Genomic DNA, 16,404 nt, shown 5'->3' with positions numbered 1-16,404 from the left:
TACCTATCCTTTGTACCCATGATGGAATTTCTGGATTTGAAGATCGGCAATAATTGCATCAGCATCGTTCAGAGCCGTGCTCTTAAGCCAATAGCGCATGGTGCGCGGCTTTAACAGGTAGAGGGTGTCGGCGATGAAAATGCGGAGATCGGGCATGAGCTGAATGTTTCTCGACACCTGCTGTTTAAGCTCTTCATTGATTTTTGAAAGCGTTTTGTTGAAATCGCCCCCCTGTTCACAGAAGGTAATGGACTGCTTGGGGCGGCTTTGCTCGATTTTCAGGCCGAGCAGCAGCACGTCTGGGTTGTCGGTAATCAATGTAGCGGACAGGTGGCTCCCGTTGTCCAGCCATTCTTCAAGAGCGGACAAGAGAGTGATCATGTATTCTTGCCATTGCTTCTTGCCGGCTTTGTTCCAAAGATGCGGGAAGCTTTTGTTTCGAGGCTGAATGCTTGGCAGAATATAGTTGAGGGTGTCTTCTATGAGTATGAATTCCGATTCAGTGAGGCCATAGTATTGATAGACGAGCCGGTTAACCTCTTCAATTGTTTCGTTGTCGGGGAATTGGCCTTGTGAATATGTGTCTTTATGCAAAAGCAGATCATCAAAAATCATGACAATCTTATCCGCAGCATTTCTGGCCGCTTTTGGATCAGGCAACTCGTCTATTTCTGGAAAGGGTAGCGCCAATAGCTGTTCTTCATGAACCAAGGCACGGTCAGCTCCAAGGCTAGCGGTTTCATGAAAATAGAACCATGCTGCAAAATGACTATTCAGTATAACCGTTAGCAGTTTAAGTCTTTGAATATCTGTCTCAGGAAAATTGATCGCCTGTATTGCATCTGTAAAACATAAATCATGCTCTACGTATGCCGCTCTCAATAATCCAGTTTTCCTTCGTACGCCTTTTGGTATAAGGACATGCGGTCCAATAAAACCATCTTGATTCCCAAGTCTACGAACTAAGGAAGTATGCCAAGGCTTGTCAATTAAAATCGTAGGGATAATATATTCGTTAAACTTATTTGCATCCAAAAATGGAACTTTTTCGACCCGGTTAGATTTTTTCGGTTTAGTATTCTTGTTGCTTCTTTCACTATTATAAGGCTGGAATCCTTGTCCAATTATCCAAACTTTTGTTTTCTTATCGAACTCTTTCTGCTGTGATTCTTTATAGGTGGCTAATTTTCTCTCCAGACGAGACAACCCGCCAATCCAGCCGAGCAGTTTCATGTCACGATTTGTCATCCAGAGATGCCGCCCCCAAGAGCCCGGATCATGGAGCACCGTGGATAGTTTAAACGATAGCTTATCGCCTCTGTTCAACGTAAGCATGCGGGTTTGTTGCAGCAACGGGTCGGCTTTAGGGCACCAGTAGTCGAACCGATAATCGCTAAGCTTTTTGTCGGACGGTCGAAAGATACACAAAGCCGTCGGTCGCTTGGCGCCGTCGAACAGAAGGAAGCAGATATCAGAAAAATTGATGACTTTACTCAGAAGTACCTGTTTCAGCCACAGCCCCCTGGCTTGAATGGAAGGTTCGCTATGGTTGAGTAAAACGCCCATGGCCGGCAGCAGTAAGCCGATCATCCCCTCTGATTTAGTATGTTGGATGCTTTTCCAGACAAAGGCCCAGGCCAGTTCTTTCGCCGGCATCGGTAGTTCGTGTGCTTTGCACCATTCAGTGGCAGAAACGACCTGATCTTCCTTACGGCTTACCCATGGAGGATTGCCAAATACCAAATCGAATTTGGTATTTGGCGTATCTTTGCCAAAGAAATCCCTGTCGCACATCGTCTTCCTGAAAAGTGGGGGCAACAATTTCCGTTCCGCCAACAGTTTGAGAATTGCAGCTGGTTCGACTTCTTCAAGCAAAGCAATATAGAGGGAGAAAATGCCGATGCGTACAGCGCTGGTTTCTTTGTCCCAACCGTTGAGTCTTTCGACGATGGCAACCAGAGTATCCCAGTCGGGAGTCCCGCCGGGATGAAGAAAACGCCAATCCTCCACCATTCGTTGAAAAATTCTGACAAGGAATATCGCAGAGCCGCAGGCCGGATCCAGCACCGTGAAGTCTTGACTTGATCGGATTGCCGGCGTCAATTCTTCCCACAATTGGTTGACCGTTAAATCGGCGAGGAAGTGAGGAGTATAAAAGGCTCCGCTCACTTTGCGCTCCACCGGCCTGTCGCCAAGGAAGCGGTTGTAAATGGCGCTTATCAACTCAACGGGGATATATTTGAAGTTATACGGCCAGAAACGACCTTGGCCGGTAGTCTTATCGACACCCCCTTTTCTGAATTCCGCAAGACTTCGCAGATGGCCCGCATTGAGTACTGGTGCCTTTGCTTCGCCGTCAAATGCACATGGCGCAAAGAATATGTCGCCGTTAAAATTTCCATGGAGCTTTTCGAAAAGCGAATTCAGGTTTTCAGGATCATTTTCGTCCAGCAACTGTTCTAAAGTAGATATCCCCTTGCCTTTCAATGCCTCCCGGAAATAGTCAGGATCGATAATCCCCCGGTCTTCGAGATAGGCAATAAAGGTAATCTGCAGCAGCAGTGCCTGAGCGGATTCGGTTGACAGATTGAGTGGCGCAGAGGTCAGCTCGTTTTCCGTGGCCCTTAAATTTGACAGAAGTAATGCATCGATCTTTTCATTTTGTGCAAAGTACTCTTTATTCTTTTGAAAATATCGGCCGGATTCAACCCCGGTAATCAGATGCGAGATTTCAAGCGCATCTTTCAATAGATCAAGGCAATCAATAAGACGGTTGTCTTTTTTGTCGTCGTCGAGGTCTTCGTCCGCTGCGGTTGGTTTCCTGGCCAGAGAGTAAGCACGGACCTCGTCGGGGAGCGTGACCAAAAGGAGGCTGACCAGTCCCTGGTTCCAGAGGGCATTGTGTACCCTGGTTATTTCGAGTCGATTGATTCGTTCTTGAGAAAGAAATGCAATGGTGGGAATGGTGTCTATGCAGAAAAAACCGGATAGGTTCAATTTGTTGAACCCGATCCTCATGGCCGAGGCATGCGGTACACCAATGACCTCATCCACAGAAAGAAAAAGATCAGGATGGCTTCGGTTCCCGAGCCAGAGGGTCTCTACCCAGATTGCTTTCTGTGCGGGGGTAGTCATGTAGTCGATAATCTCTCTGTCAATGAAAAGCTGCCGAAATTACACATGGCCGAAAACGTTCTCCGGGTTGGTTTTTATCAGAAAACCATTTATTTATCCAACAAAATGTAATTTGTCCCTACCAGCAAAGATGGTTGCTTATTGCCATGTTATGATGGGGTTACGACACAATAAGTCGTTATTGCCAATCGCTTTTACCTTACTTCGCCCAATTTTACATTTTCACTGGCTAGCATTAGGAACGTAAGATGCTAACAGCGCATTACGTGGTTACAGAACGCTTGATTGTCTCGCGTACTTCCTTCCCACTTCCGAGTTCGATCATTTTGCCGGCGCCGGCAAAATGATAATCGGGATTATTCCCTGACTGCCCGCAGGAGATCATTGCCCGTTTGATCGCATCCTCGAAGCGCCGCCACTGGGTGTATCCCAATAGTGGCTGTAACTTGCGGGCGCTCCAGTATTGCGCGCCATGCTCATTGAGCTTTTTCAGCTCTTCGAAGGATAAGTTGCCGCGAACCGGCAAGGATTTGCTTGTCATAACGCCTCCATCACGAAAAGACTTTTCAGCCCCAGAGTGATTGAATTCAAGATGACCACGGATTATAGGGGGTTCCAATGGTTAAAGCAATTTGTATCTGGCATGCAAGAATTCAAAGGTGTCGTCTCAACTCTTGCCAAATCTCGGTCTCATTGCTCTCCCGTACAATTTCATGCATGAGCGTTGTTTTTCCGTACCTGCCGCTCACCATAGATGATGGCCTTCCCTTTGAAAGTACCGTCAATCCTTGAACTGCAACTGATATAGCCGGTAATAGAGCCCCTTTGCCGCCAGCAGCTCCCGGTGGCTCCCTTCCTCCATCTTTTCGCCCCGGTGGATGACGACTATCCGGTCGGCGTCCTGAATGGTGGAGAGGCGGTGGGCCACCACCAATGAGGTCCGGCCGGAGAGAAGACCTTTGAGCCCCTCCTCGATCAGCCTTTCAGCTTCGCTGTCGACGCTGGCGGTCGCCTCGTCGAGAACGAGGATCTCCGGGTCGAAGGCCACCGCCCGGGCAAAGGAGATGAGCTGACGCTCCCCGGCAGAGAAGTTCACCCCCCGCTCCCGCACTTCTTCGCTGAAACCGTTGGCAAGGCGGCTGATGAAGCGGTCGGCGCCGACCACCCGGACAGCCTGCGCCATCCGCTCCCCTGCCCGTGCATCGCCGAGAGCGATGTTATAGGCGATCGTGCCGGTGAATAGGTAGGGGTCCTGAAGCACGATGCCGATTTTCCTGCGCAACTGGTCAAGGGGGAGGTCGCGGATGTCGACCCCGTCGATGGTGATGGAGCCGAGATTCACATCGTAAAGCCTCGACAGAAGCCGTGTCACTGTCGTCTTGCCGCCGCCGGTCTCCCCGACGAGCGCCACCTTCTCCCCCCGCTTGAGCCGGAGATTGAATCCCTTGAGGACATACTCTTCACCCTGGTAGGCGAACCAGACGTCCTTGAATTCGATGAAGGGTGGGGATGGTTCCATTACCCGGTGCTCCGCGCCACCCTTTTCCAAGGGGAGAGGGGCTTCAATGGCCCCCTCTCCCCCGGTGGACCCAAACAGCGGGCCTAAAGGAGAGGGTTGGGGTGAGGGGGAAGATTCCGTGTCTAGCAGCCGGTATATCCTCTCCAGGGCCGCCATCGCCCCCTGCATGACCGAATACTTGGCCGACAGATCGCGGATCGGCGAGAAGAATTTCTCGATGTACTGGATAAAGGCGACCAGCGCGCCGAAGGTGAGGCTGCCATGAACGATCTCTCCCCCTCCGTACCAGATGATGAGGCCGACTGCCACGGCAGAAAGTGCCTCGACCAAAGCGTAGAGGGCCGCATCCCAAGTGATGACCGGCAGGTTGGCATCCCGGTAAGCGGCGTTGAGACGGCGGAATTCCTCCTGCTCCGCGCGCTGCCGGTTGAAGAGCTGCACCACCGCCATGCCACCGATGTTTTCCGCCAGGAAGGTGTTGAGGTTGGCCAGCCTTGCCCGCACCTGGCGGAAGGCGGTGCGCATCCGGTTACGGAAGGTGAAGGCGATCCAGAGGAGGAACGGCAACACGGAAAAGGTAACCAGCGACAGGCGCAGGTTCATCCAGAGCATGATGCCGACGATCCCCGCCAGCACGAGGATATCGCCGACAACGGTGATGACCCCGGCGGCGAACATCTCCCCCAGCACCTCCACATCGCTGGTGAGCCGCGTCACCAGGCTCCCCACCGGGGTGCGATCGAAAAAGCGCGTGGAAAGCCGCTGGATATGGCTGAACAGCTCAATGCGCAGGTCGAACATGACCCGCTGCCCCAGGTACTGGAGATAGTAGACCTCGACAAAAGTCAGGAGCGATTCGGCGAGGATCAGGGCCAGGTAGTACGCGGCAACGAGCGGCAATCCATCCATCCGGCCGGCGACGATATGGTTGTCGATGGCGATCTTCAAAAGCCAGGGCTGGGCCAGCTTGGCCGCCGCCAAGAGCGGCAGAATGAGCAGCGTGCCCACCACCAGCCGCCGGTAGGGGAGGACATGGCGGATGAAGCGCGCCATGAGCCGTCGATCGTAGGCCTTGCCGACTATTTCGTCTTCATAGATGCCGCCGAAGTGCATTCAATACCCCTCTATCTCTTGCCTTAACTGCTGCTCGCGGTGAATCGCCGCATACCGGCCGCCCAGAGCCTGCAGTTCCCCGTGGCTCCCCTGCTCGACGATCCGCCCCTTGTCCAGGACGATGATCAGGTTGCAGTCGCGCAGGGCCGAGAGACGATGGGAGACGATGAGGACGGTACGGTCGCCGAAGTAGTCGGCAAAGCCGCGGAGGATATCCTCCTCGGTCCGGGCATCCACCGCCGACAGGGGGTCGTCAAGAATGAGGATGGCCGGATCCTTCAGCAACGCACGGGCTATGGCGGTCCGTTGCTTCTGGCCGCCGGAGAGAGTAACCCCGCGCTCCCCGACCAGCGTGGCATAGCCGTCGGGGAACCGCTCTATATCCCCCGCCAGGCTCGCCAGGCTGGCGACTGCCTCGATCTCCGCTGCTGTCGCCCCTTCTTTGCCGTAAGCAACATTGTCGCCGACGGTGCGGGAAAAGAGAAAACTCTCCTGGGGGACGAAGCCGATGGCCTCGCGCAGCTGCCGAAGCGGAATCCGGTTGATGTCCACCCCGTCGATGAAGAGCTGTCCGTCTGTCACCGGGAAGAGGCGGGGGATGAGTCGCATCAGGGTTGATTTGCCGCTGCCGATAGGGCCGACAATGCCGACGCGCATCCCCTTGCGGATCGACAGCGAGATGTCCTGCAAAAACGGCTCGCTGTCATAGGTGAAGGAAAGATTGCGGAACTCGATGTTCCCCGCTATCGTCCCCATGGCCGCGGGCTGCGCCGGCTCCCTGATGGTAGCTTTGGCATCGAGCACCTCGTTGAGCCTCGACATGGAGGCGGCGCCCCGCTGGATGAGATTGAGGATCCAGCCGAGCATCAGGGTCGGCCAGACGAGCATGGCCAGGTAGCCGTTGAAGGCGACGAAGTCGCCGAGGGTCAGTTCCCCGGAGATGACCCGGCTGCCGCCGATGAAGAGGACGATGAGCGTTCCCAGTGCACCGGTGGCGGCCATGATCGGGATCATTGCCCCCCTGACCCTGGCCATCCCCATGTTGCAGTCAAGATAGCTCCGACTGATGCCGCGAAACGCCTCGATCTCGGCCTCTTCCCGGCAGTAAGCCTTGATCACCGCGGCAGCGGAGACATTTTCCTCAACCCGGCTCGTGAGTCGTGACAGCTCTTCCTGGCCCCTGCGCGAGAGGCGGAACATGGAGGCGCTCATCCTTTTTACCGCGATAATGGTCAGCGGAAAGGGGAGGATGGCCCAGATGGTGAGGTAGGGACTGATGTGGACCATGAGAAAAAGGGCAGCCAGGTAGACAACCGTGGTATTGATCACATTGAGCACGCCGAAGCCGAGCAGCATGCGGACATTGGTCAGGTCGTTGGCAAAGCGGGAGAGAATGTCGCCGGTCCGCTCGCGGGAGAAGTAGGGAAGGTCCAGGGTGAGGAGTTTTGCGTAGAGGTCCTCGCGGATCATGTACTCGATGTGGCGGCCCGCATGGAGCAGGGTTGTGCGGGAAAAGATGCGGACAATCCCCTGGAGAAGCGCGGCGCCGATTATCAAAGCGGCGTAGTAGGCCGGGGTATGCGGTGTGGCGAGCGGTTGGCGCAGTGCGTCGATGGCCAGCTTCAACAGCCAGGGAATAAGCAGGGCAAAGCCGTTGGTGCCGACCAGGAAGAGCGCACCGAGAAGATAACTTCTGCGGCTTTCGCGAATATACCGTATGAGAAGGGAAAACTCTCGAATAGCGCACCTTGTAGAATTGTCTCAAGAAAAGTGAAGTTGCCTGATGACAGTATGCGTCCTGCTACTTTTGCTGCTGGGTAACGTAAGCACTGCTGCGGTGCTCGGCAAAAGTGAGATGGGTGAGCATCGTATCCCTGGCCCGCTCCGCGTCACGGTCCCGGATCGCCTCAAACACCGCCCGGTGATGCAGAAAAAGGTTCCGGTGATCTTCTTCGGTAAGATAGACTGCACGCCAGACGCCCCGCTGGAACTCCCTCATGGTATCTAAAATGCTCTGCATGAGGTGGAGCCAGACCACGTTGTGGGTTGCCTGGGCAATGATGATATGGAAATTGGCATCAAGATCCTGTGACGGTTTCATCTCCTCCAGGTTACGCTCCATCTCCCCGACAATCCGCTCCAGTTTGCGGAGGTCTTCGGGGAGAGCCCGCTGGGCAGCATAATAGGAGGTCCAGGCCTCCATGCATTTGCGCACCTCGATCACGTCGAGAGCCCTCGCCTGTTCTCCCTTGATCAGCTCGGCGAGGGGGCTGCCAGCGGAGATATCCACCAGGGACTTGACGATGGTCCCGCCACCCTGATAGGACATGACCAGTCCCGAAGAGGTCAGGATATTGAGCGCCTCGCGCACCGAAGGGCGCGACACGCCGAACATCTCGGCAAGTTCGCGTTCGGGAGGGAGCTTGTCACCGGGGGCAAACTCCCCGGCAAGGATCGAGGAACGGATCTGTTCGGCAATTTGTGCTGAGACTTTTTTCGGACGTATGGGTTTGAAAACCATTGAATTTCCTGACATAGAGCGGTAGAGAGCGAAGTTCAGAAATACAACAGATTCTCACGGATTGCAATATCATTTGAGGATGCCGCGCTGACCGGCGACCTCATTCGTTCCTCCTCTGGTTATGAACTGCGCTTACTTCCCGGCCTGTCGAAAAATTGGCCGGGGGATGTACCTCCCCCCGGCCATGAAAGGAGCACACATGGCAGTATGTGCTCGTCCAACACCCTTCAAATTCGGTTTATCATCTCCGGTTGACGCCAGCCTCTGCCTGCTGGGCATACAGCCGAATTGCTTCCCGCATAAGCCTGGAAATGCTCTTGCAGCTTTGTAGCGTCATCTCGATCAGGGTTGCCTTTTCTTCATCGCTAACCCTCATGGATACGACGTTATACTTAGGTTTTTCTTTACATTTTCCCATTGCAGCGGTCTCCGGTTAATAGGATGAAGCAGATAAGGCGCTTGCTACGCCATTACTCCTCATGGCTTATAGATCTTCAGCAGCGCCTGGGCCATCTCGGCCGGACTGGCCGCAACGCTGATGCCGCACTCTTCCAGCACCGCCACCTTTTCCGTTGCCGTGCCCTTGCCGCCGGAGATGATCGCCCCGGCATGCCCCATGCGCTTGCCGGGAGGGGCGGTGACCCCGGCGATGTAGGCCGCCACCGGCTTGGTCATGTGCTCTTTTACGAAGTAGGCCCCCTCTTCCTCGGAGGTGCCGCCGATCTCGCCGATCATGATGACTGCTTCGGTGTCCGGGTCTGCCTCGAACATCTTTAGTACGTCCAGGTGATTGGTGCCGTTGACCGGATCTCCGCCGATGCCGACACAGGTGGACTGGCCGAGCCCGAGGCTGGTCAGCTGCCAGACTGCTTCGTAGGTCAGGGTGCCGCTTCTGGAGACGACGCCGATTTTGCCGGGTTTGTGGATATAGCCGGGCATGATGCCGATCTTGCACTGGCCGGGGGTGATGACGCCGGGGCAGTTGGGACCGACCAGACGGGTCTTTTTCCCCTTCATGTACTGCTTGACTTTGACCATGTCCAGGACGGGGATGCCTTCGGTGATGCAGCAGACCAGTTCGATGCCGGCGTCGACTGCTTCCATGATGGAGTCGGCGGCAAAGGGTGGCGGGACGTAGATGACGGAGGCGGTGGCGCCGGTTTGCAGAACGGCCTCCCTGACCGTGTCGTATACGGGAAAGCCGTCTATGGTTGTGCCCCCCTTGCCGGGGGTTACGCCGCCGACCATCTGTGTGCCGTATTCGCGGGCTCCCTGCGCATGAAACAGGCCGGTGGCGCCGGTGATCCCCTGGGTGATGACCTTGGTGTCTTTGTTGATCAGAATGCTCATTGCTCTCTCTCCTTAGCAGGCTACCACGGCCTGGACGATTTTTTGGGCTGCGTCGGCCATGCCGTCGGCGGCAACGATGTTGAGACCGCTTTCTGCCAGGATCTCCTTGCCCCTGGCTACGTTGGTTCCTTCCAATCGTACCACCAGCGGTACGTTGAGGGAAACCTGCTTGGCGGCTTCGACGACGCCGGTGGCGATGATGTCGCATTTCATGATGCCGCCGAAGATGTTGACCAGTATCCCTTGCACGTTTTTGTCGGAGAGGATGATCTTGAAGGCTTCGGTGACGCGCTCGATGGTGGCTCCGCCCCCGACGTCGAGAAAGTTGGCCGGATCGCCGCCGTAATGCTTGATGATGTCCATGGTGGCCATGGCCAGGCCGGCGCCGTTGACCAGGCAACCGATGTTGCCGGTGAGGGAGATGTAGGAGAGGTCATGCTGTGAGGCTTCGACTTCGTTGGGGTCTTCTTCGTCGTAGTCTCGCATGTCGCCGAGCTTGGGGTGACGGAATACGGCGTTGTCGTCGAATCCGAATTTGGCGTCCAGTGCGAGCAGCTCGTCCTCGGCGGTGATCACCAGGGGGTTGATCTCCAGCATGGAGCAGTCGCAGGCGATAAAGGTCTTGTAGAGACCTTGAAGCACTGAGACGGCCTTGTTCACCAGTTTTCCGCCCAGTCCCAGGCTGAAGGCGATCTTGCGGCATTGGAATGCGGTCAGGCCGACCAGGGGATCTACTGTTTCGGTGAAGATCTTCTCGGGGGTTTGGGCGGCAACTTCTTCGATGTCCATGCCGCCTTCGGTGGAGGCCATGACGGTTACCCTGGAGCTGCCACGGTCGACCACCAGGCTGACGTACAGTTCATTGGCGATGTTGCAGCCGTTTTCCACCAGCACCCGGGTGACGACCTTTCCTTCGGGGCCGGTCTGGTGGGTACGCAGGGTCATGCCGAGCATGTCTCGGGCTATTTTGCGCACTTCGTCGGCAGTACGGGCCAGTTTGACGCCGCCCCCCTTGCCGCGTCCGCCGGCGTGGATCTGGGCCTTGACCACCCAGGGACCTTCGCCCAGGCGCTTGGCCCATTCGCGGGCGCTGGCGCCGTTGTAACAGACGTGCCCGTCGGGAACTGGGACACCAAACTCTCTCAAAATTGCTTTTGCCTGGTACTCGTGAATGTTCATGGTTTCTCCTAAAGAATCAGATTAGTCTCTTATGACTTGAGTCGTTAAAAAACGTGAACAGAATCAAAATCAAATTCTTCAATAGAACGCGGATGACGCGGATTGAACGGATGTACGCGGATTTTAAAAAACATGTTGTTCCGAATTTCAGCTTAATTCACGTAAATCCGCTAAATCAGATTTGATCCGTGTTCTTATTGCGTTTTTGTTTTTCTTGTTTGGTTCCGGCTTGGCTGGCTAAGGGTTAAGTTTGAGGCTGAGAGCATTCTCAACCTCAAACTGTGATCAAAGTGAACGAAAACCTTATCCTGCTTCTCTATGGGATCATCCACTGGAGGACATACGCCTGCAGATAGACGATGATACCCACCACTATGGTCAGGAAGATCGAGTGTTTCAGCGTGAAGCGGAACAGGGTGCCCTCTTCGCCCACCATGCCGCAGGCGGCGGTAGCCACGGCCAGAGACTGGGGCGAGATCATCTTGCCCATGACGCCGCCGCTGGTGTTGGCCGCGCCGGTCAGGATCGGGTTCAAGCCGAGCTGTTCGGCGGTGGCCTTTTGCAGGCCGCCGAAGAGCACGTTACTGGATGTATCGGAGCCGGTCAGGAAGACCCCCAGCCAGCCGAGGAAGGGGGCGATGAACGGGAACCAGTGGCCGGTCTTGGTGAAGACGAGGCCGAGGCAGTTGGTCATGCCCGAGGTGTTCATGACGTAGGCCAGGCCGAGCACCGAGGCTACGGTGAGTGCCGGGAAGCGCATGTCGTAGAGGGTCTTGCCGGCGATCTTCATGGTATCTCCCATACCTACACCGCAGAGCAGCGCGGAGAGGAAGGCGGCAATCAGGATGGCGGTGCCGGCGGCGGACATGAAGTTGAAATTGTACTTGGCTGCCAGCTTGATCGGCAGCTGGTCGGCGACCGCCTTTTCGAGGGGTTTGAACTGGTCCTTCTTGGCGCCGTTGATCTTCACCAGTTCGCCGCAGAGCTTCTTGGTTTCGGTCATCTTCTTGGAAACCAGGTCGCAGGCCTGGAGGCGCTCGTCGGTCAGCACCGCGCCTTTGCCCGCAAGGCCTGTTTCAACCGGCAGGAAGGCATCCTCAAGCCCCTTCAGCTCCTTAAGTTTTGCAGCCAGCTCGGCCTGTTTCGGATCGGTCGGGGAGAGGGTGGCCAGCTGCTTGTCGATCTCCTCGTTCACCTTGGCGATCTTCTTGAGACCATCCTCGGGCTTGGAGACCTTCTTGACGATCATATTATCCAGGCCGGCCACGGTGATGACCACTTTGCTCTTGTCAAGCTGGGCCTTGATGGAGGGGATGCCCCACAACAGCACCATCACGGTCAGGGCCAGATAGGGTGACCAGGCGCGGAACACCTCGCCGGCGGTATAGTGATGCTGCTCGACACCTTTGCTGGCCGCTTCGTGGTCGAAGACGTAGTTCTCTTTAGGGCTCCAGACGCGCAGCAGCAGTACCAGGGCAGCCATGGCAGCCAGGGAGGAGATGATGTCGGGGAGATAGGGGCCGAGGTAGCTGGCGGTGGCCCACTGGCAGACGGCAAAGGTGACGCCGCAGGTAATGATGGCCGGCAGCACTTCGATGGTCTTCTTCCAGCCGACCATGATCATGATCACGTAGAACGGAATGACAACGGAGATGAAGGGGAGCTGGCGGCCGACCATGGTGGAGAGTTTCATCATGCCGTCGTCGCCGTAGCCCATGACGCCGGCCAGGGCTACTACCGGGATACCGATGGCGCCGAAGGCAACCGGCGCGGTGTTGGCGATCAGGCAGACACCGGCGGCATAGAGCGGACGGAAACCGAGACCCACCAGGGTGGCTCCGGCAATGGCTACCGGCGTGCCGAATCCTGCGGCGCCCTCGATGAAGGCGCCGAAGCAGAAGGCGATCAAAAGTGCCTGAATACGACGGTCCGCGGTCACGCCGGCCAACGAGGCCCGGATGATTTCGAACTGCCCCCCCTTGACGGTAATGTTGTACAGGAACAAAGTGGTGATGACGATGTAGAAAACCGGGAAGAGGCCGAAGGCCGCCCCCTGCATGAAGGCGAGACCGGCCAGCTTGGCCGGCATCCCCCATACGGCAATGGCGATGGCAACGGCAGACACAACTGCCAGTGGTCCTGCCTTGTGGGCCTTCATCTTCAGCACGGCGAGACAGACGAAAATTACCACGAGTGGAATGGCAGCAACCAGTGCCGACAAACCGAGACTTCCTCCTACCGGGGTGTAGCTCTGAATCCAGGGCATAACGTTTCTCCTTTAGGTAAAATTACCGGACTTCAATTCCTGAGCAGTGCGGCTATCTGTTCGATGTTTTATTAATCTGTATATCGTAAAATAAAATCGAGTTCTGCAAAGTTGTATTACCAATTACTATTTTTACCAAAACCCTGTCAAGTGTTTTTTGCTTACCCTCAAAAACTCTGTTGACAAGGAGAGTTAAGACGTTTATGGTAATATGTAATGTGGTTATACATTTTGCAATCATGGTATAAGCAGGCGTTAGATCAGCACGATTCACCAAAGCGACAGGCCCCGAATTAAAACGCCTTTCCTACACCAATGAAACATTGGCTTAACTTTAGCAGTGCTGTGAACCCGGATTTTGTTCTGACGCTTTACAGCCTTTTAAATTAAATACGACCAATAGAATGTTTATCTCGAAGTGCGAAAATAAAAAGGGGGCAATACTCCATGTATGAACAATTCAAGCTCAGGGCAGAGGGGGTTGGCGCAGAGGTACATCGCTTCAGAACCAGGGGAGATGCTCTCGGCTTCATCCTGACGTTCCTGCAGCAGGAAGGTACGGCCGATGCGCCGCAATCCTATGCGGTCTGGGCCAACGGCCCGTTTTTGACCGGTATCGACACTGCGCAGCTTAGCGGGAAAGTTCCCGGGCTCAGCTTTAACGTCAGCCGCCAGACAGCCGCTGATTCCAGGATCGGCATCAGCGAGGCGGGCTGGGCCTTAACGGATACCGGCTCACTGGTGGCGGACCAGACCGCTGTCGAGCAGAGGCTGGCAGCAACCCTGCCTGTCATCCATATCACCCTGATCGGGACAGACAGGATCCTGCCCGATAAAACCGCAGTCTTCAGCAGGATCACCCCCGAGACAAGCAGGTACATCGCCTTTATCACCGGGCCGAGCCGGACTGCCGACATCGAGCGCGTACTCACCATCGGCGTGCATGGCCCGAAGCGACTGGTCATCGTCTTTATCGATGAGCTGGATGGAGTTGCCGAATGAAAAGTGATTTCAAGGAATCCATCGACAGGGCTGTCAACAATGCCAACCTCACGGGAGCGCTCGGAAAATTTTCCGAGGCCTACAAGGTCAACCGCGCCAAGGCCTATGAGGGGATCGACTTCGAGGTGCTGCGGACCACCATCGCCGAGCGGAAGTCCCATGCCGCATCACATCTGGACCTGATGGCGGCCGCTTTCACCCGGAACGCCGAAGCCCTTGGCGCCAAGGTTTTCCAAACCAACGACCCAGAAAAGGTCAAGGAATACATCCTCAAGGTTGCCAAAGAAAACAACGTTAAAACCGTGGTCAAATCCAAGTCCATGGCCACGGAAGAGATTCATCTCAACAGTTATCTGGAAAAGGCAGGCATCGCGGTCGGGGAAACGGACCTGGGAGAATGGATCATCCAGTTGGCCGGTCAGACACCATCGCACATGGTCATGCCCGCCATCCATATGACCAAGGAGGAGGTTTCCGATCTCTTCAGCAAGGAGGTCAATGAGCGCCTGACCACCGACATCCCGAGACTGGTCGAGGTGGCCCGCAAAGAACTGCGCTCCAAGTTCCTGGCAGCAGACATGGGCATCACCGGCGGGAATATCGCGGTTGCCGAAACCGGGAGCATCGTCCTCGTTACCAACGAGGGTAACGCCAGGATGGTCACCACCCTGCCGAAGATCCATATTGCCCTGGTCGGCATCGAAAAGTTCGTTGAAAAATTTGCCGATGTCGTCCCTGTGTTAACGGCACTGCCGCGGAGCGCCACGGCCCAGCTCCTGACCAGCTATGTCTCGATCATCACCGGTCCGGCACCCAACACCGACGGCTCCATGAAAGACCTGCACATCATCCTCATGGACAACCGCAGGACCGAGATGGCGAACGACCCCAAATTCAAACAGGCTATGCAGTGCATCAGATGCGGCTCATGCCTGAACGTTTGTCCGGTCTTCCGCCTCGTCGGCGGTCACGTTTTCGGCAAGATCTATACCGGCGGCATCGGCACCATTCTCACCGCCTGGTTCGATGAACTGAAGAAATCCGAGGAGATTCAGGGTCTCTGCATCCAGTGCGGCAACTGCAAGGAGATCTGCCCGGGCAAAATCGATATTCCCGAGCTGATTATGGAGATCAGGCGGCGCCTGGTGCAAAAAGAGGGGCTGCCACTGCTGCAAAAAGCGATCTACCGCGTGGTTAACAACCGCAGGCTTTTCCACGGCATGCTGCGGGCGGCCTCGATAGCCGGCAAGCCGCTTACTTCGGGCAAGTTCCTCCGCCACCTGCCGCTGTTCCTGGCAGATCTCACCGACGGCCGCAGCCTGCCCGCCATTGCCGCGGAGCCGTTCAGGGACCGGTTCAAAAAGATCAAGCAGCCTAAACTGAAAGAAAAGGCCGCCTTTTATGCCGGCTGCCTGATCGACTTTGCCTATCCGGAGATGGGAGAAGCACTGGTCAAGATTCTCAACAAGGCCGGTATCGAGGTGGTATTCCCGGAGGAGCAGACCTGCTGCGGTGCTCCCGCCCGCTACAGCGGGGCCTATGAGGTAGCTGAAAAGAATGCCATCGACAACATCAAGGCCCTCCTGAGCGAGGATGTGCAGTATGTCATTTCAGCCTGTCCGACCTGCACGGTAGCGTTAGCCCATGAATTCATCAGCACCTTTGAAAGCCTCGGGCAGACCGAATGGATGCCCCGGGCAAAGGAACTGGCCGGGAAAACGGTCGACTTTTCCTCCCTGGTCAAAAAGCTGGTGGATGAGGGGCGCCTGACCCTGAAAGAAGGCCGAAAACTCGGCAAGGTAACCTATCACGACTCCTGCCACCTGAAGAGGACGCTGCATGTGTCCGAAGAACCGAGGGAACTGTTGAACAAGGTGGGATACGAGCTGACCGAAATGTTCGAGTGCGATACCTGCTGCGGCATGGGCGGTTCCTACTCAATCAAGCTGCCGGAGATATCAGCCCCGATCCTGCAGCGCAAACTGACGAACATCAAGGAGACCGGTGCGCCGGTCGTAGCCATGGACTGCCCCGGTTGCGTCATGCAGATCAGGGGTGGCATGGACCAGGACGGCGCCGACATCAGAGTACGGCACACCGTGGAACTGCTGGCCGAACAGCTGGAGGATTAAGGCTGAAACGGCGCCACTTTATGAGATATAGGGCATATTGAGCCGTCAATCCGAGAGGGAGCAGGCAAAATCCGCCGCTGTTTTTAGTGGCGGCCCTGACCCGGTATGCTTCAACTGACGCGCTGTGCGGATGCCGCCATTAAACGTATATGTTGACAAAATATGTCGTCATATGTTATCAATTTTT

Annotated in this window: 11 protein-coding genes; 2 read left to right on the top strand and 9 right to left on the bottom strand. The window is 55.7% G+C overall.

Going from position 1 to position 16,404, the window contains the following annotated elements:
- Positions 1-3: 3 nt before the first annotated feature.
- From GURA_RS00815 to GURA_RS22545, 9 genes are all read right to left on the bottom strand, one after another.
- A complete protein-coding gene (locus GURA_RS00815; protein ID WP_041245198.1) occupies positions 4-3,135 on the bottom strand; it encodes an HsdM family class I SAM-dependent methyltransferase in 3,132 nt (1,043 codons plus the stop codon).
- A 262-nt stretch (positions 3,136-3,397) separates the two neighbouring features.
- Complete coding sequence (locus GURA_RS00810; protein ID WP_011937106.1) at positions 3,398-3,676, bottom strand: hypothetical protein; 279 nt, start codon at positions 3,674-3,676, stop codon at positions 3,398-3,400.
- Between the two features lie 240 nt (positions 3,677-3,916).
- A complete protein-coding gene (locus tag GURA_RS00805) occupies positions 3,917-5,767 on the bottom strand; it encodes an ABC transporter ATP-binding protein (protein WP_011937105.1) in 1,851 nt (616 codons plus the stop codon).
- Positions 5,768-7,477 (bottom strand): ABC transporter ATP-binding protein, encoded by a 1,710-nt coding sequence (locus GURA_RS00800; protein ID WP_041245197.1) that lies wholly within the window; start codon positions 7,475-7,477, stop codon positions 5,768-5,770.
- 91 nt (positions 7,478-7,568) lie between these two features.
- Entirely contained in the window at positions 7,569-8,288 is a 720-nt protein-coding gene (locus GURA_RS00795; RefSeq protein WP_011937103.1) for a FadR/GntR family transcriptional regulator, read from the bottom strand.
- Positions 8,289-8,529: 241 nt separating this feature from the next.
- The gene (locus tag GURA_RS00790) at positions 8,530-8,706 is read right to left on the bottom strand and encodes a ribbon-helix-helix protein, CopG family (RefSeq protein WP_011937102.1); all 177 of its coding nucleotides are present in this window, start codon (positions 8,704-8,706) and stop codon (positions 8,530-8,532) included.
- Between the two features lie 59 nt (positions 8,707-8,765).
- The gene (sucD, locus tag GURA_RS00785) at positions 8,766-9,638 is read right to left on the bottom strand and encodes a succinate--CoA ligase subunit alpha (RefSeq protein WP_011937101.1); all 873 of its coding nucleotides are present in this window, start codon (positions 9,636-9,638) and stop codon (positions 8,766-8,768) included.
- A 12-nt stretch (positions 9,639-9,650) separates the two neighbouring features.
- The gene (gene sucC / locus GURA_RS00780; protein ID WP_011937100.1) at positions 9,651-10,817 is read right to left on the bottom strand and encodes an ADP-forming succinate--CoA ligase subunit beta; all 1,167 of its coding nucleotides are present in this window, start codon (positions 10,815-10,817) and stop codon (positions 9,651-9,653) included.
- A gap of 316 nt (positions 10,818-11,133) precedes the next feature.
- Positions 11,134-13,083, bottom strand: a complete 1,950-nt coding sequence (locus tag GURA_RS22545; protein ID WP_011937099.1) for an L-lactate permease — start codon at positions 13,081-13,083, stop codon at positions 11,134-11,136.
- Positions 13,084-13,530: 447 nt separating this feature from the next.
- Between GURA_RS22545 and GURA_RS00765 the strand changes: the two genes are divergently transcribed.
- Together GURA_RS00765 and ldhH are read left to right on the top strand one after the other, a co-directional pair.
- Positions 13,531-14,085: a LutC/YkgG family protein gene (locus GURA_RS00765; protein ID WP_011937098.1), complete on the top strand. Its 555-nt coding sequence runs from the start codon at positions 13,531-13,533 to the stop codon at positions 14,083-14,085.
- Entirely contained in the window at positions 14,082-16,217 is a 2,136-nt protein-coding gene (gene ldhH / locus GURA_RS00760; RefSeq protein ID WP_011937097.1) for an L-lactate dehydrogenase (quinone) large subunit LdhH, read from the top strand. The genes GURA_RS00765 and ldhH overlap by 4 nt, the downstream gene beginning before the upstream one ends.
- The last annotated feature ends 187 nt before the right edge of the window (positions 16,218-16,404 follow it).

Source organism: Geotalea uraniireducens Rf4, from assembly GCF_000016745.1.
Classification (GTDB): domain Bacteria; phylum Desulfobacterota; class Desulfuromonadia; order Geobacterales; family Geobacteraceae; genus Geotalea; species Geotalea uraniireducens.
This window is presented reverse-complemented; position numbering and strand designations above follow the sequence as displayed.